The sequence below is a fragment of the Acidimicrobiia bacterium genome (assembly GCA_036271555.1).
GTDB lineage: Bacteria > Actinomycetota > Acidimicrobiia > IMCC26256 > PALSA-610 > DATBAK01.
Genome location: DATBAK010000019.1, coordinates 1 through 15,013, shown reverse-complemented (window position 1 = coordinate 15,013; position 15,013 = coordinate 1). Strand labels below are relative to the sequence as shown.

General features: G+C 71.2%; 16 protein-coding genes. 6 read left to right on the top strand and 10 right to left on the bottom strand.

Annotation, left to right across the window (positions count from 1 at the left end):
• Window positions 1-6: 6 nt before the first annotated feature.
• Window positions 7-318 carry a hypothetical protein gene (locus VH914_05785; protein ID HEX4490700.1) on the bottom strand — a complete coding sequence of 104 codons (312 nt, stop codon included), beginning with the start codon at window positions 316-318 and terminating at the stop codon, window positions 7-9.
• Between the two features lie 135 nt (window positions 319-453).
• A complete protein-coding gene (locus VH914_05780; GenBank protein ID HEX4490699.1) occupies window positions 454-1,764 on the bottom strand; it encodes a M15 family metallopeptidase in 1,311 nt (436 codons plus the stop codon).
• A 38-nt stretch (window positions 1,765-1,802) separates the two neighbouring features.
• Here VH914_05780 and VH914_05775 point away from each other — a divergent pair, with 38 nt between their 5' ends.
• A complete protein-coding gene (locus VH914_05775) occupies window positions 1,803-2,588 on the top strand; it encodes a glycosyltransferase family 2 protein (protein ID HEX4490698.1) in 786 nt (261 codons plus the stop codon).
• Window positions 2,589-2,595: 7 nt separating this feature from the next.
• Here the strand turns inward: VH914_05775 and VH914_05770 are convergent, their stop codons facing one another.
• Window positions 2,596-3,474, bottom strand: a complete 879-nt coding sequence (locus VH914_05770; GenBank protein ID HEX4490697.1) for a polysaccharide deacetylase family protein — start codon at window positions 3,472-3,474, stop codon at window positions 2,596-2,598.
• 129 nt (window positions 3,475-3,603) lie between these two features.
• Between VH914_05770 and VH914_05765 the strand changes: the two genes are divergently transcribed.
• Entirely contained in the window at window positions 3,604-4,812 is a 1,209-nt protein-coding gene (locus VH914_05765) for a hypothetical protein (protein ID HEX4490696.1), read from the top strand.
• Here the strand turns inward: VH914_05765 and VH914_05760 are convergent.
• Genes VH914_05760 through VH914_05745 form a run of 4 tightly spaced genes read right to left on the bottom strand, consistent with a single transcriptional unit; the run spans window position 4,799 to window position 9,742 of the window.
• Entirely contained in the window at window positions 4,799-5,701 is a 903-nt protein-coding gene (locus tag VH914_05760) for an NAD-dependent epimerase/dehydratase family protein (GenBank protein ID HEX4490695.1), read from the bottom strand. The two genes, VH914_05765 and VH914_05760, sit on opposite strands and share 14 nt — an antisense overlap.
• Window positions 5,698-6,855 (bottom strand): DegT/DnrJ/EryC1/StrS family aminotransferase, encoded by a 1,158-nt coding sequence (locus tag VH914_05755; protein HEX4490694.1) that lies wholly within the window; start codon window positions 6,853-6,855, stop codon window positions 5,698-5,700. Before VH914_05755 ends, VH914_05760 begins: the two co-directional genes overlap by 4 nt.
• 23 nt (window positions 6,856-6,878) lie before the next feature.
• Window positions 6,879-7,676: an energy-coupling factor transporter transmembrane protein EcfT gene (locus tag VH914_05750; protein HEX4490693.1), complete on the bottom strand. Its 798-nt coding sequence runs from the start codon at window positions 7,674-7,676 to the stop codon at window positions 6,879-6,881.
• Window positions 7,676-9,742 (bottom strand): ATP-binding cassette domain-containing protein, encoded by a 2,067-nt coding sequence (locus VH914_05745; protein HEX4490692.1) that lies wholly within the window; start codon window positions 9,740-9,742, stop codon window positions 7,676-7,678. The genes VH914_05750 and VH914_05745 overlap by 1 nt, the downstream gene beginning before the upstream one ends.
• A gap of 131 nt (window positions 9,743-9,873) precedes the next feature.
• Here VH914_05745 and VH914_05740 point away from each other — a divergent pair, with 131 nt between their 5' ends.
• Window positions 9,874-10,065 carry a Flp family type IVb pilin gene (locus VH914_05740; GenBank protein HEX4490691.1) on the top strand — a complete coding sequence of 64 codons (192 nt, stop codon included), beginning with the start codon at window positions 9,874-9,876 and terminating at the stop codon, window positions 10,063-10,065.
• Between the two features lies 1 nt (window position 10,066).
• On the opposite strand, the gene VH914_05735 is transcribed toward VH914_05740, so the two are convergent.
• Window positions 10,067-11,095, bottom strand: a complete 1,029-nt coding sequence (locus tag VH914_05735) for an aspartate-semialdehyde dehydrogenase (GenBank protein ID HEX4490690.1) — start codon at window positions 11,093-11,095, stop codon at window positions 10,067-10,069.
• A 5-nt stretch (window positions 11,096-11,100) separates the two neighbouring features.
• The gene (locus tag VH914_05730) at window positions 11,101-12,321 is read right to left on the bottom strand and encodes an aspartate kinase (GenBank protein ID HEX4490689.1); all 1,221 of its coding nucleotides are present in this window, start codon (window positions 12,319-12,321) and stop codon (window positions 11,101-11,103) included.
• Window positions 12,322-12,388: 67 nt separating this feature from the next.
• On the opposite strand from VH914_05730, the gene VH914_05725 reads away from it, so the two are divergent.
• The gene (locus VH914_05725) at window positions 12,389-13,180 is read left to right on the top strand and encodes a peptidylprolyl isomerase (protein ID HEX4490688.1); all 792 of its coding nucleotides are present in this window, start codon (window positions 12,389-12,391) and stop codon (window positions 13,178-13,180) included.
• Here the strand turns inward: VH914_05725 and VH914_05720 are convergent.
• Window positions 13,147-13,848 carry a Type 1 glutamine amidotransferase-like domain-containing protein gene (locus VH914_05720; protein ID HEX4490687.1) on the bottom strand — a complete coding sequence of 234 codons (702 nt, stop codon included), beginning with the start codon at window positions 13,846-13,848 and terminating at the stop codon, window positions 13,147-13,149. The two genes, VH914_05725 and VH914_05720, sit on opposite strands and share 34 nt — an antisense overlap.
• A gap of 73 nt (window positions 13,849-13,921) precedes the next feature.
• Here VH914_05720 and VH914_05715 point away from each other — a divergent pair, with 73 nt between their 5' ends.
• Both VH914_05715 and VH914_05710 read left to right on the top strand, forming a co-directional pair.
• Window positions 13,922-14,776, top strand: a complete 855-nt coding sequence (locus tag VH914_05715; GenBank protein ID HEX4490686.1) for a 3-hydroxybutyryl-CoA dehydrogenase — start codon at window positions 13,922-13,924, stop codon at window positions 14,774-14,776.
• A gap of 9 nt (window positions 14,777-14,785) precedes the next feature.
• Window positions 14,786-15,013, top strand: a 228-nt coding sequence (locus tag VH914_05710; GenBank protein HEX4490685.1) for a methylmalonyl-CoA mutase family protein, incomplete at its 3' end; no start/stop codon positions are given.

The window sequence follows — 15,013 nt, the reverse complement described above, 5'->3', positions numbered from 1 at the left end:
CGACCGTCAGGCCTGGTGCTCCGCACCTCGCACCGGTTGGTTGCCGAAGCGGGCGACCTCTTCACGGCAGTAGTCCCAGAAGGGGTCGACGACCATCTCGTAGAAGCGCTCCTTCTGCACCGACGGGAGCGAGTGGAGCAGGCCCGCACCGGCGAGCCGGAGCAGCTCGGCGCGCACGACGCTGTCGGCGAGGTGGAGTTGCGAGGCGATCTCGCGTGCGGTGACCAGCGTCTTGGAAGCGATGCAGTCGCCGATCCGCAACCGGTGCCGGTTGCCGAACAGCAGCTTCGAGCGCTCCTCGAGCGAGACGGTGGGCACCGCCAGATAGTGAAACGCGAATCGCGTTACAAGTCCAGAGTTACAACTTTTTCTGGTCGCCTCCGCCGCCGCTCGCCGCTCCGGACGCTTCCGCCGACGGCTCTGACCTGCGGGAACGAGTCCGGCCCGATCCGGTCAGGAGCCGAAGCTGTCGACTGCGCCGTTCGCGTGGATCAACTGGTAGCCGTTGCCGGATGGGGCGGCGACGATCCCGGCGACCGGCGACGAGCTCGGGTCGGCACCGTCGGAGCCGTGGAAGCCGGCGTCGCCGAAGCTGAAGATCCCACCGTCGGACGCCGCCAGCCAGTAGCCGTGGCCGCTCGGCGTCGCCGCCATCCCCACGATCGGTGCGTTGAGGCGGATCGCGCCGGTCGAGCCCTGGAAGCGGGCGTCGCCGAAGCTGAAGATCCCGCCGTCGGACGCGACCAACCAGTAGCCGTGACCACCCGGCGTCGAGGCCATCCCGACCACGCCACGGAACAACCGCAGCGCGCCGGTCGACCCGCGGAAGGCCGCGTCGCCGAAGCTGAAGATCCCACCGTCGGACGCGACCAGCCAGTAGCCGTGGCCGCTCGCGGTCGAGGCCATCCCGACGATCGGCCGGTTGAGGTGCAGCGCGCCCGTGGAGCCGTAGAAGTGCGCGTCGCCGGACGAGAACACGCCGCCGTCGGCGGCGACGCGCCAGAGTCCCGCGCCCGTCGGTGTGGCCGCGCCGCCGACCACGACCCACGCCAGGGGTGAGAGCTCGGGCTGCGAGGGCGCGGACGTCGCGAGCGGGCCCGAGACCCAGTGCACGGCGCCGAGCCCGGTGATCGTCGCCAGCGCGCCGTTCGCACCCGCGCCGCCCATCACGTTCGCGACGATCGGCGTGCCGTGCAGCTCGCCCCCGTCGCCGACCCACTCCCAGTGCCAGGCCTCGGGGCACGCGGTGCCCAGCCGCGCGAACGCAGGATGGTTCCAGCCGTAGGTCGCGGCGTGCGCGTTCAGCCACGCCTCCGCGGTCGAGAACGGGTCGGTCAACGAGTGGCCGTCGACGGTGAGGTCGACCGCCTTGCCCCATCCGTGGAACGACGTGCCGACGGTCGCGGTGGGGCTGATCGTCGCCGCGCACGCGCAGTTGCCGTTGGTGCACGCCTGGCCGCGTACCGAGATCTGGTCCGAGAGCGGCCGGTAGCACGAGTCGGTGCCGAGGTTCACGCCCGCGGCGCGCGCCGCCGCGAGCAGGTGCACGAAGCTCGGCGCGGCCGCGCGCGCGAGTCGGCAGTCGCCCTCGATCGTGACCAGCGCGCTCGGAGCCACGAGACCGTTCTGCTGCTCCGCGATCGGCGTCGGCCGGTTCGCGGGCTGCACCGCGTTCGTGGCGGCCGCGGGCGAGATCGCGGCGCCGACCATCAAGGCCGAGATGAGAATCGTGAGAACCGGGGCGGTGATTCGGCGCGCGCTCATGCAGCCAGTATCGCGAGTGGTTCGGACAGACTGGCGCCGTGACGGAAGAGCCGGCGGGCCGCACGCATTCGGTCGACGCGCGCGCGACGCGCCCGCGCCGCATCGCGGTCGTCCCCGCGTACAACGAGGAGGCCACGGTCAGGGCCGTGCTCGAGACGCTGTATCCGCACGTCGACGAGCTGATCGTCGTCGACGACGGCTCGACCGACGGCACCGCCGCGGTGATCGACGCGTGGCTGCCCGGGCACGACGGCGCGCGCCGGCTCGGCTTCGCGCACAACCGTGGGATGTCGGCTGCGTACTACCTCGCGTTCTCCGATCTGCGGACGCGGCTCGGCGACGGCGACCTCGACGCTCGCGACCTCGTGTTCACGGTCGACGCCGACGGGCAGCACGACCTCACCGCACTCGACGTGCTCGAGCGCGTGGCCATCGAGACCGGGCTCGACGCGCTGATCGCGCGCCGCGACCTCTCCGGCTATCCCGCGTACAAGCGCGCCGGGAACTGGGTGATGAGCGCGTGGGCGACGCTGTGCGCGGGCCGGCGGCTGTACGACGTCGAGTCCGGCTACCGCATCTTCCGTCTCGGCGCGCTCGCCGACGCGCTCGACTACTACCGCGGCTACAAGTACAGCGAGACGATCGAGGTCGCGGTCGTGCTGTGCCGGCTCGGGTACGCGGTCCGCAACGACGTCGTCGTGCCAGTGCCGATCTACCGCTCGCGCACGAGCTTCTACGACGTGGGTGTCGACCTCGTGATGGCGGTCGTCGCGGCGGTGCGGGTGCGCGTGGGCCGTCGTCGTCGTGGCCCGCACGCGGCCTGACGGGCGATCAACAGTGCGACGCGCCGTACCCGGCGACCCCGAGCATCCGATCGAGCCGCACGACTCGCAGGTGCTTCGCGCGCAGCCCCCGCAGGATGATCGGCAGCGCGGCGGTCAGGACCGAGCGGTCCGCGGTGAGGTCGCCGTCGAGACCGTCGTGCAACACGACGATCGAACCCGGCCGCACGCGTTCGAGGATGCGGCGCGCGACCGTGTGCGGGTTCTTCGTCGCCCAGTCGGCCGCCGACGTGTCCCACCCGATCATCTTCATGTGCTTCCGCGCCAGCACCCACGACATGAACGGCGTGTGCTCGCCGTGCGGTGGGCGGTAGAAGGTCGGGCAGACACCGAGCTCCTTCTCGAACCCGGCCTGCGCGCGCTCGAGCTCGGGGTAGCGAGGGTCGAGCCAGCGCCACTGGTCGTGATGGTAGGAGTGGTCGCCGAGCAGTTGGCCGTCGCGCAGGAGCGCGCGTGAGATGTCGGGGCGCGCGGCGAGGGCCTTGCCGACGGTGAAGAACGTGCCCTTCACGCCGAACGAGTCGAGGATGTGCGCGACAACGAGCGTCTCGTGCACGTTCGGTCCGTCGTCGAACGTGAGCGCGACCTCGGACCGATCGCGCGGGCCATGGCTCACGATCGGGCCGAGCCACGTCTCGGTCGGTGAGTTCGAGCCGATCCAGCCACCGACGACGAGCGCCGCGACGACCGTGAGCGCGACCAAGGCGGTCGCGCGGCGGTGGCGTGCTTCGGGCTCGCGCGTCGAACCTGCGAGCACGATGCCGACGGCGAGTCCGAGCACGACCGCCAGGTACGCCCGGAGGTCGTCCTCGTGAGTCTGGGTGAAGAGCCAGAGCGCCAACGCACCCGCGCACATGGCGAGCACCATGGCGACACGTCCACGACCGCGAGCAACGCGTCTCGCGACGAACGCGGCGACGAGGCCGAGAGCGATCGCGAGCGCGGTCATCGATCAGGCGCCGTCGCCGCGATCGCGCTCGCGATCGCATGGCTCGTCGTGCTCGGCACGATCCTGAGCCATCGCATCTTCGTGTCGAGCGACACGATCAGCAACTACGCGCACGTCTGGTTCGTGAGCCGCGTGATGGTGCGAACGCACGGCATTCCGTACCACATGGCGATCATCGGGCACGGTCAGGGACTCGCGTTCCCGTACGCGTTCCTCCCCTGGGTGACCGCCGCGCTGCTGCGGCCGTGGCTCGGCGACTGGGTCGTCACGCTGTGGCTCGTGGTCGGATCGATCGGGCTGATCGGAACGACGTTCTGGGCCTTCCCGGAACTTCGCCGCGGTTGGTGGTGGATCGCGCTCGTGCTCGCGAACCCGTTCCTCATCGTCGCGCCGGTGCTCGGGCAGCTGCCGTTCGTGTGGGCGATGGCGTTCGGGTTCGCGGCGATCGCGTGCTGGCGCGGCGGGCACACCGGATGGGCGATCGTGCTCGCGGGCGCCGGGCAGGCGACGCACGCGGCGGTCGTGCTCCCGATCCTCGCGATCGTCGTCGCGCTCTGGCTGCGTTGCGAACCCGAGCGACGGAAGTTGTTGGTGGCGTACGCGGCCTCGCTCGTCATCGCCGCACCCGCGGTCGCGCTCGTGTTCCTCACGCCCGCGTACGCGGACTCGTCGACGGGCGTGAAGGTCGTCAACTTCGTCGAGACGGTGGCGCCGCGCCTGCTCGTCGTGCTCGTGCCGATGGGTCTCGTGTGGCTGCGCCGCCGCGGCGTCCGTCCATGGATGGCACCCGCGCTGCTCGCGGCGATGCTCGCGACGAGCCTCGTGCTCGCGAGCCAGCTCGACACGCGCACCGCGTGGCGCGACCTGCACAAGAGCCCGGAGACGTCGCTCGTGCCGTTCATCCGCTCCGCCGCGTACCGACCCGGGCTCGAGTACCGCGTGCTGAGCACGACCGATCGCCGCATGGGCATGTACCTGCTCATCGAGCACGGCGCGCGGCTCGACTCCGAGTTCTTCCCGGAGAGCATCGTGCGGCGCACGTGGCCGAGCGCGGGTGAGTACTGCGCGTTCCTGCGCGCGCGTCGAGTCGACCGCGTCGTCGTCTACACGCACTACGACTCGGGCTTCCACAAGAACGAAGGAAAGCTGCTGCGCGAGCTCGCGCTCGATCAGGCCCTCTGCGCTCCGCAACACGTCACCGTCACCCACATCGCTTCCGCCAACCGTTACGACGTGTACGGAATCAACCGGCCGTGAACCACTCCACGTAGCGGCGGAGGCCTTCCTCGAAGGAGGTGCGGGGCTTCCAGTCGAGGAGCTTGTCGGCCTTGCGACCCGACACGGGGCGGCCGCGGAAGTCGCCGGGACGCGCGGGTCCGTACTGCACCGCGATCTCGCGGCCGAGCACGGCCTCGAGCGTGGCGATGAGATCGCGCAGGCTGATCGGCGCCGGACCCTCGAGGTTGAAGACCTCGTTGCGCCCGAGATCGTCGAGCGCGAGCACGTGTGCGTCGGCGAGATCCTCGACGTAGATGTAGTTGCGGTACTGGAGCCCGTCGCCGTCGATCGTGATCGGCTCGTCCGCGAGCGCCATGCGCACGAAACGCGGGATGACGAGCTCGTCGCGCATGCGGGGCCCGAACGGCACGCCGTAGCGGAGGATCGTGAACGGCACGCCGTACAGCTCCTCGAAGCTGCGGATCACGAGCTCGCTCGCGATCTTCGACGCGGTGTAGAGGTGCGCGGGCAACTGCGTGTCGAAGAGTGCGTCCTCGCGCAGGTCGGAGTCGCCGACCGCGGAGCCGTACACCCACACCGTGCTCGCGAAGAACACGCGCTCGACCGCGTTGCGGCGACCGGCTTCGAGCACGCGCGCGGTGCCGGTGACGTTGACGTCGACACCGTCGACCGGGTTCGCGTACACGTCGTTGACGTTCGCGACGGCGGCGAGATGGAAGATCGCGTCGCAGCCCTGCGTCGCGGCGACGAGCGCGTCGAGATCGCGCAGGTCGACCGGCGCGTGCTCGACGTCCGGCCGTGCGGGCGCGCGCGAGTCGATGACGACGACGGTGTGACCGGCGTCGGAGAGCTTGTCGACGACGTGCGATCCGATGAAGCCCGAGCCGCCCGTGACTGCGAGCTTCATCGCACGGACTCCACTTCGAGACGCGACGACGGGAGCACGGACCGCAGCGCGTCGACGACGCGGTCCGCCTCGGTCGCGGTCATGTCGGAGTGGACGGGCAGGCACACCTGACGCGCGCAGACGTCCTCGGCGACGGGGAAGCCGTCGCGCGCGAGGTCGTGGAACACCGGGTGCCGGTGCAGCGGCGCGGCGTAGACCTCACCGCTCAACGACACGCCGTGCGCCTCGCGAAGCCGGCGCTTCAGCGCGTCGCGGTTCACCCCGTGATCCAGCATTGCCACGTATTTGTAGTAGTTCGGGGCGCATTCGGACGGGATCGGGAGCGCCGCGATGCCGTCGAGGTCGGCGAGCGCGGCGTCGTAGCGCGCCGCCGCGGCGCGTCGGGCCGCGATGAACTCGTCGAGCCGGCGCTGCTGCACGAGGCCGACGGCCGCGTGGAGCTCGCTCATGCGCCAGGCCGCACCCATCCGCACGTGGTCGCCGCCGAGGAAGCCGGCCTTGCCCTGGTCGCGATACACGACCGCGTCGTCACGCAGTCGTTCGTCGGCCGTGACGATCATGCCGCCTTCGGCCGCGGTGATCACCTTCGTCGGATAGAAGGAGAACGCGCCGGCGACACCGAACCGGCCCGCGGCGACCCCGTCGAACGCGGCGCCGTGCGCGTGCGCGGCGTCCTCCACGAAGAACAGGCCGCGGCGGGCGCAGAGGTCGCGGATCGCAACGACCTCGGGGCTGATCACGCCGCCGATGTGCACCATCACGACGCCCGCGGTGTCGGGTGTGAGCGCGGCTTCGACGGTCGCGGCCGAGAGCGCGAGCGTCGACGCGTCGACATCGGCGAGGCGCACACGACCCCCGGCGTGCACCACCGCGGCCGCGGTCGCGAAGAACGTGTTCGCGGGCACGACCACCTCGGCGCCGTCGACATCGAGATGGCGCAGCACGATCTCGATCGCCGCGGTCCCCGAGCTCACTGCGATCGCGAACGGCGCGTCGTGGCGGCGCGCGAACTCGGCCTCGAATTGCTGCGTGTGCGGGCCAAGGGTGAGCGAACCCGACGTGAGCGACGCTTCGATGAGCGCGTGGATCTCCGCGCGGTCCTCGTCCGGGAACACCAGACGGGCCGCGGGAACAGGCCGCTGGTGCTCGTTCATCGAGGGGGGATCGTAGTGCCGGGTCACGGAAAGAAGACGAACGACACGGCCGCCGCGACCGCGATCAGCACCACGAGATCGCGGGCGCGCGGGCGGCTCTCATCTTCGCTGACGACGCCGAAGCCGCCGCGCGCTTCGATGGCGTCGGCGAGCTCGCGGCTGCGGCGCAGACACACCGTCGTCGCGGCGACGAGGAGGTCGACGGGCTCGCGCAGCGACGCGCGGAAACCGGGATCGTGCAGCTCGGGACGGAGGCGTCGCGCCGCGAGCAGCACCCGCAGCTCCTCCGCGAGCAGCGGGAAGCACCGCACGCACAGTGCGACCGCGACGACGACCTCGTCGACCGGCACGCGCAGGAACCGCAACGGCTTCAGGAGCTTGCCGAGCGCGGGCGCAAGATCGCCGAGCCGGCTCGTCCACGCGACGACGGCCGCGAGCGCGAGCAGCTCGATGCCGACGAGCAGCAACCGGGCCCACTGATCGAGGGCTTCCTTGCTGATCGAGATGCCGGCGATGTCCCAGCGCGGCGACGGTCCCCACATCACGTCGACGACCCCGCCGACCACGAGGACCATGAGAATCCACGACGGGATGCGCGGCACCGCGCGGCGCGGGATCCGCGCGACCGCGATCGCGGCGACGACGAGCGCGCCGACGAGCGCGAGCGCGCGCCACGACGGCTGCAGCGACAGCGCGATGCTCACCGCGCCGACGGCGAGGATCTTCGTGCCCGCCCAGAGTCGATGCACCGGCGTGTCGCCCGGGATGTAGCGCAGCGGCCGAAGCTCCGTGTCGCGTCGGCGCGTCTGCGACGCCGCCATCAGGCGTCCTCCGTCGCGAGGAACGCGCGCACCGCGTCGACGTCGGTCGCGGGCTCGGAGATCACGATCTCGCCGTCGCGCAACGCGACGACGCGGTCGACGACCGGCGCAAGCTCGGTGAGGTCGTGCGACACGATGACGAGCGAGATCGGACGCGACGCGCGCAGCGCGGCGAGTACCGCGACGAGCTCGGCGCGCGCGGCGTCGTCGAGACCCGCGAGCGGCTCGTCGAGCACGAGCAACGGCGTGTCGGTCACGAGCAGGCGCGCGAGCGCAACGCGGCGTTGCTGCCCGCCGCTGAGGTCGTCGATCGCGCGCGAAGCGAACGCGGGCGGCAGCCCGACGAGCGCGAGCGCGTCGACGATCTCGGCGCGACCACCGTTGCGGATCGCGGTGCCGAGCTCGCCCGCGACCGACTGGTGGAGCAACTGCAGGCGCGCGTGCTGGAAGCCGAGGCCCACCCGCCCGACCTGGTCGACGATCGGATCGCCCGCGAGGAGCGCCTCGCCCTCGGTCGGCGTGAGCAGTCCCGCGAGCAACCACGCGAGCGTGGTCTTGCCCGAGCCGTTGCCGCCGACGACGAGCATCGCGTCGGACGAGCCGAGCGTGAGGTCGATGCCGCGCAACGCCCGGTGCGCCCAGGGCGTGCCTTCCGAATAGACGTACCCGACGCCGCGGAGGTCGACGAGCGCGCCGGGCGGACCGAGGTGACGGGGCAACCGACCGTCGACGAGCACGGGCGGGGGTGCGAGGGCGGTCGGGACGGTCGGGGCGGTCGGGCCGCCGCCGAGCGCGACGACCGCGTCGGCGGCCGCGATCTCACCGGCGCGGTGCGTCGCGTGCACGACGGTCGGACCGTCGCCGTCCGGCAGCGCGCGCAACAACCCGAGAAGTCGGTCGCGACCCGCGGGATCGAGCATCGCGGTCGACTCGTCGGACACGAGCAACGCGGGCCGGCGCGCCAGCGCGGCCGCGATCGCGAGTCGCTGGAGCTGACCGCCCGAGAGGCTGTCGGTGTCGCGGTCCCCGAGGCCGCCGAGGCCGACGGAGTCGAGCAGCGCGCCGACGTCGGGTCGCGTCGCGCCCGACTGCATTCCCCACACGACGTCGTCGCGCACGCGCACACCGAGCACCTGACTCTCGGGGCGCTGGAACACGATCGCGGTGCCGCCGGCGCGACCGAGCGCGACCGCGCCCGGTCGGTGGATCGCGCCCGCGGTCGGAGGCGCGCCCGCGAGCAGGCGCACGAGCGTCGACTTCCCCGCGCCGTTCGCGCCGGTGACCGCGACGTACCGGTGCGCCGCGATCTCCGTCGTGACGTCGTGCAGCGCGTCGACCGTCGCTCCGGGATAGCGGAACGCGACGTGGTCGAACGCGACGGGCACGGGTCCCGGTGGCTCCGAATCCGTCGCGCCGTCGAGCACGACGCGCGGCGGGCCGTCGGCGAGTCGCCCGACGACGCGCAACGCGATGCCGTACACGAACAACGACGCGAGGCCGATCGCGAAGAGCTCGAACGCGGGCACGAGCACCCACCAGTGCGTGATCCCCCACCGCACCGCGCGGTCGCCGGCGCGCGCGACGGCGGGTAGGTGCACGCGCACGAGGAGGTGATGCAGCGCGTTCCAGAGGTTGCGGAGCTGGTCGAGCGACAGCCTGCGCAACCGGCCGAAGACGACGAGCAGGCCGTCGGTCACGAGCGCGGCGGGCGGCCAGAGGAACAGCAGCGACGCGCCCGCGGCCCGCAGCGGGCCCCAACGCCGCCGGATCCCGACCGCGACCATGCCGCTCACCGCGAGGCAGCCCGCGAGGTTGGTGACCACTCCGGTCCCGCCGACGAGGAACCCGAGCGCGGCGGCGGCGCCGACGCCGACGAACAGGACCCGCGGCCGCTGGCGGACGCCGAGCACGACGAGGGGCACGCACGCGGCGGCGAACAGCGCGCTCCCGAGCGGCAGGAGCCAGCCCAGCACGACCAGGCCGAGGGCCAGGTCGGCGAGCACCGCGGCCTCCGCCAGCTCGATGGGGGTGACCGGCCCTCGGCGACGGGCCACGGGGCTGCTCACGGGCACGCTGCTCCTCGGATGTATACGCGTCACTTCACAGTCGCCGAGTTGTGCCGATGGAGGGTACCGGTGCCCTCGTGTCGAGCATACGGGGGGCGAATCTGACAGCGATTCGAGGGGTAGCTCGGAAGATGGATCTCACGTATTGGCGTGCTTGGGTCGGCGTCCGCTGGCGGGAAGCCGGTCAGGGCGAACGCGGCGCGAACCTCGTCGAGTACATCCTGCTCATCGCGTTCATCGCGGTCATCGTCATCGTCGCGGTGAAGGTGCTCGGCAAGACGATCTCGAAGCAGTTCTCGAGCGCGAACTCCAACCTGAGCTGAGCTAGCGGCTGAGGAGCACCTCGGCCATCTGTACGGCGTTCAACGCGGCGCCCTTGCGCAGGTTGTCGCCGGTCACCCAGAGGTTGATCGCGCCCGGCTCCGACGGGTCGTCGCGCAGGCGGCCGACGAGCACCGGGTCGATGCCCGCGCCTTCGAGCGCGGTCGGGTAGCCGTTGCCGTCGTCGACGAGCGTGACGCCCGGCGCGTCGCGCAGCGCGTCCGCGGCTTCGGCGCGCGTCACCGGTCGCGAGAACGAGATGTTCGCGGTCATCGCGTGGCCGACGTAGACGGGCACGCGCACGCACGTCACGCTCACGCGGATCGCGTCGTCGTGCAGGATCTTGCGCGTCTCCCGGACGAGCTTCCACTCCTCCGACGTGTAGCCCTGCTCCCTCAGCGAGCCCGCGAGCGGGATCACGTTGCCGGCGATCGGGCGGTCCCACACGTCGCCGGGGCGCGCACCGGCCCCGTTCGCACCGGCGCGCCGCAACGTGTCGGCGTCGCCCGCGAACTTCGTCCACTGCTCGTCGAGCTCGCGCATGCCGGGCTGTCCCGCGCCCGACACCGACTGGTACGTCGACACGACGAGCCGGTCGATGCGCGCGAGCCGGTGCAGCGGCGCGAGCGCGGTGACGAGCACCATCGTCGTGCAGTTCGGGCACGACGCGATGCCCTTCGGCAGCGACGAGAGGTCGTCGGGATTCACCTCGGACACGACGAGCGGGATGTCGGGGTCCATGCGGAACGCGGCCGAGTTGTCGATGACCGTCGCGCCCGCGGCCGCGGCCTTCGGCGCCCACTCGAGCGCGAGCGGGTCGTCGACGTCGACGATCACGAGGTCGACGCCGTCGAAGCAGCCGTCGGCGAGCACCTCGCACTCGACCTCGCCGTCGCGGAACGCGAGCTTGCGTCCGCGCGACCGCTCCGACGCGTACGCGCGCAGCTCGGCGACCGGGAACGCGCGCTCCTCGAGGATGCGCAGCATCTCCTGGCCGACGAGTCCCGTCGCGCCGACCACACCGACGGTCATGGCCTTCACGAGATCGCCTCGAGGCCGAAGGCGCGGTGCAGCGTGCGCACCGCGGGCTCCACGTCGGTCTCGTTCACGACGCACGAGATGCGAATCGTCGACGTGCTGATCATCTCGATGTTGATGCCCTCGTCGGCGAGCGTCTCGAACATCTTCGCGGCGACGCCCGGATGCGTCTTCATGCCCGCGCCGACGAGTGAGACGCGGCCGACCTGGGCATCGGACCGGTAGCCCCGCGCCTCCGTGTCGACGACGATCTTGTCCATCACGACCGCGGTCTTCGCGAGGTCGGTGCGCGGCACCGTGAACGAGATGTCGGTGTGGCCGGCGGTCGACACGTTCTGCACGATCATGTCGACGTTCACGCCGTCGTCGGCGAGCGCGCGGAACACGGACGCGGCGACACCGGGCCGGTCGGGCACCTGCTCGATCGTGACCTTCGCCTCCGAGACGTCGTGCGTGACGCCGGAGATGATCGCCTCCTCCAACATGGGGACCTCCTCGACGACCCAGGTTCCCGGAGCCCAGGTGAAGCTGGATCGGACGTGCAGCGGCACGTGGTGGTTGCGGGCGACCTCGACCGAGCGCATCGCGAGCACGCGCCCGCCGGTCGCGGCCATCTCGAGCATCTCCTCGAAGGAGATCCTGGCGAGCCGGCGCGCGTCGGGGACGATGCGCGGGTCGGCGGTGTACACACCCTCGACGTCGGTGTAGATCTCGCAGACGTCGGCGTGGAACGCGGCCGCGAGCGCGACCGCGGTGAGATCCGAGGCGCCGCGCCCGAGGGTGACGATCTCCTTCGCGGTCGACACGCCCTGGAAGCCGGCGACGATCGCGACCTGGCCCTGCGCGAGCACGTCGCGGATGCGGTCGCCCTTGATCTCGATGATCTTGGCGCGGCCGTGGTCGGTGTCGGTGACGATGCCGGCCTGGGAGCCGGTGAACGACACCGCGGGCACGCCGAGGTCGTTCACGGCCATCGAGAGGAGCGCCATCGAGATGCGCTCACCCGCGGTGAGCAGCATGTCGAGCTCCCGCGTGTGCGGGTTCGCCGACACGTCGTGTGCGAGCCGCAACAGGTCGTCGGTCGACTTGCCCATCGCGCTGACCGCAACGATGACATCGCTGCCGCCCTTGCGCGTCCGTGCGATGTGATCGGCCACGGCCCGAATGCGATCGGGATCGGCCACCGACGTGCCGCCGAACTTCTGGACGAGCAACGCCACGGCGGTCCACGGTACTCGCCGCCCCGAGCGCTCCCCGAAGCAATTGACTCCCTAAACTCCCGGCTCCATGAGCAAAGCGGATCGGCGGGCGCGCAAGCGGGAGAACCGGCTCCAGGGCCAGGCCACGCGGGCGGCGGAGGCCAAGCGGCGCAAGCAACGTTCGGGGCTGATCCGCGGTGTGATCGTCGCCGCCGTCATCGTCGTCGTGTTCGGCATCATCATCGCGACCGGGCACAAGTCGAAGAAGAAGGCGGCGGCGACCTCGACGACGGTCACGACGACCGCGACCAAGACCGCGAGCTGCTCGCACACCGCGCCCCCACGCGGCTCGACGAAGACGTACTCGAAGGCGCCGGCGATGACGATCGACGCCACGAAGACGTACACCGCGACGATGACGACGAGCTGCGGCACGATCACGATGACGCTCGACCCGAAGGACGCGCCGAAGACGGTGAACAGCTTCGTCTTCCTCGCTCGGGCCCACTTCTTCGACGGCTTGAAGTTCCACCGCATCGTGCCCGACTTCGTCGTGCAGGGCGGCGACCCGAAGGGCGACGGCTCCGGCGGTCCCGGCTACTCACTGCCCGACGAGCCGCCGAAGACCGGTTACACGGCGGGCTCGGTCGCGATGGCGAACGCGGGCTCGGGCACCACGGGCTCGCAGTTCTTCCTCGTGGCCAGCGCGAACGGCGCGAAGACGCTCGGCGGACCGCCGTACAAGTACTCGGCCCTCGGGCAGATGGACGCGAAGAGCCTTTCCGTCGTCCAGAAGATGGAGACGTTCGCGCCCTCGTCGGGCGACGGTCCGCCCACGCAGCCGCTCTACATCGACAAGGTCACGATCTCGGAGTCGTGATGGCGTTGCGTCGCACCGTCTGAGTAGACGGTGACGTCGCCGGCGCCGACCGCGCGCCACGGCGCGTCGGGCGGACGGATCAACGCGGTGTGCTCGTCGACGCCCGCGAGCACTGCGTGGTCGGCGAGCAGCTCGATCGAACGCTTCCGGAGATGGTCCGCCGCGGTGCCGTGGTACGGGAAGACCGCGAGGTTCGAGACCACGCCGAGCCCGACGGTGTACGCGCCGCCGCGGGGGTCGACCATCGGGTCGCCGAGCACGGTCGCGCCCGCGCCCGAGGCCGCGAGCACGCCGCCGTTGCGGTACGCGGCGACGATCACCGCGAGCAGCGACGACTCCTTGAGCACCGAGCGGAGGTGCAACGGCGAGCCGTCGGAGAGATAGACGAAGGCCGCGCCCTTCACGGCCTTCACGTTGGCGTCGTCCTCGGCGTCGCGCCGGTTGAGGACCATGACCGGGCGCACGATCGCGCCCAGCTCCTCGAACCAGTGCGTGGCCCGCTCGACGACCTTGTCGGGGCGCTCGTAGGCCGCCGCGGTCGGCAGGACCACGACCTCCTTCGTCCCGCTCGTCTCGAGCAGCTGCTCGTCGATCGGCCGGCAGCCGGGCTGCCACTCACCGCCGCCGAGCAGGGCGAGCGTGCCGCGCGGCCTCCGGTTCTGCGTCATGGCGCTCATCATGACGCGTGAGGACCACGGCGCTCTGGTGGCCCGCGACTACTCGCCGGTAACCTGCGCCGCCATGACTGTGAAGCGGGTGGGAATCGTCGGCTCCGGGATCATGGGTTCCGGCCTCGCCGAAGTGTGCGGCAAGGCCGGCTACGAGGTCATCGTGCGGAGTCGCACCGAGTCCGGTGCCGACAAGCTGCTCGGCGGGCTCGAGAAGTCTCTGGCGCGCCAGGTCGACAAGGGGCGGCTCGAGGCGGTCGAGCGCGACAAGATCGTCGGTCTCGTGCGCGGCGTCACCGACCTCGCGGAGCTCGCCGAGTGCGACCTCGTGATCGAGTCGATCGTCGAGGACCTCCCGGTCAAGAAGCACCTCTTCAACGAGCTCGACCGCATCTGCGCGGAGCGCACGATCCTCGCGACGAACACGTCGACGTTGCCGGTCGTCGAGCTCGCGATGGAGACCGGTCGTCCCGAGAAGGTGTGCGGCGTCCACTTCTTCAACCCCGCGCCGGCGATGGCGCTCGTCGAGATCGTGCGTGCGATCACGACCGCCGACGACACGATCGCCGCCGCGACCGCGTTCGCGGAGTCGTGCGGCAAGAACGCGGTGCAGGTGCGCGACCAGGCCGGGTTCATCGTGAACGCGCTGCTCTTCCCGTACCTGAACAACGCGGTGAGGATGCTCGACGCCGGCGTCGCGACTCGCGACGGCATCGACGCCGCGATGAAGGGCGGCTGCAACTTCCCGATGGGCCCGCTCGCGCTGCTCGACCTCGTCGGGCTCGACACGAGCCTCGCCATCCTCGAGGCGTTGTACGCCGAGTTCCGTGACCCGAACTACGCGCCCGCTCCGCTGCTCAGCCGCATGGTGAGCGCCGAGCGCCTGGGCCGGAAGTCGCGTCAGGGGTTCTACGACTATCGGTCCTAGGCTTCCCCCGTGGCCGAACGTGACCGCCCCTGGGTGATGCGGACGTACTCCGGGCACTCTTCCGCCCGGGCGTCCAACGAGCTGTACCGCACGAACCTCTCGCGGGGGCAGACGGGGTTGTCAGTCGCGTTCGATCTGCCGACGCAGACCGGGTACGACTCCGACGCGGTGATGGCGCACGGCGAGGTCGGCAAGGTCGGCGTGCCGGTGCCGACGCTCGCGGAGATGCGCACGCTC

Excerpts from the sequence above, each read along its gene's own strand:
- VH914_05780 (HEX4490699.1), bottom strand. The coding sequence starts at position 1,764 with ATGAGCGCGCGCCGAATCACCGCCCCGGTTCTCACGATTCTCATCTCG.
- VH914_05770 (HEX4490697.1), bottom strand. The coding sequence starts at position 3,474 with ATGGTGCTCGCCATGTGCGCGGGTGCGTTGGCGCTCTGGCTCTTCACC.
- VH914_05760 (HEX4490695.1), bottom strand. The coding sequence starts at position 5,701 with ATGAAGCTCGCAGTCACGGGCGGCTCGGGCTTCATCGGATCGCACGTC.
- VH914_05755 (HEX4490694.1), bottom strand. The coding sequence starts at position 6,855 with ATGAACGAGCACCAGCGGCCTGTTCCCGCGGCCCGTCTGGTGTTCCCG.
- VH914_05750 (HEX4490693.1), bottom strand. The coding sequence starts at position 7,676 with ATGGCGGCGTCGCAGACGCGCCGACGCGACACGGAGCTTCGGCCGCTG.
- VH914_05740 (HEX4490691.1), top strand. The coding sequence starts at position 9,874 with ATGGATCTCACGTATTGGCGTGCTTGGGTCGGCGTCCGCTGGCGGGAA.
- VH914_05735 (HEX4490690.1), bottom strand. The coding sequence starts at position 11,095 with ATGACCGTCGGTGTGGTCGGCGCGACGGGACTCGTCGGCCAGGAGATG.
- VH914_05725 (HEX4490688.1), top strand. The coding sequence starts at position 12,389 with ATGAGCAAAGCGGATCGGCGGGCGCGCAAGCGGGAGAACCGGCTCCAG.
- VH914_05720 (HEX4490687.1), bottom strand. The coding sequence starts at position 13,848 with ATGACGCAGAACCGGAGGCCGCGCGGCACGCTCGCCCTGCTCGGCGGC.
- VH914_05715 (HEX4490686.1), top strand. The coding sequence starts at position 13,922 with ATGACTGTGAAGCGGGTGGGAATCGTCGGCTCCGGGATCATGGGTTCC.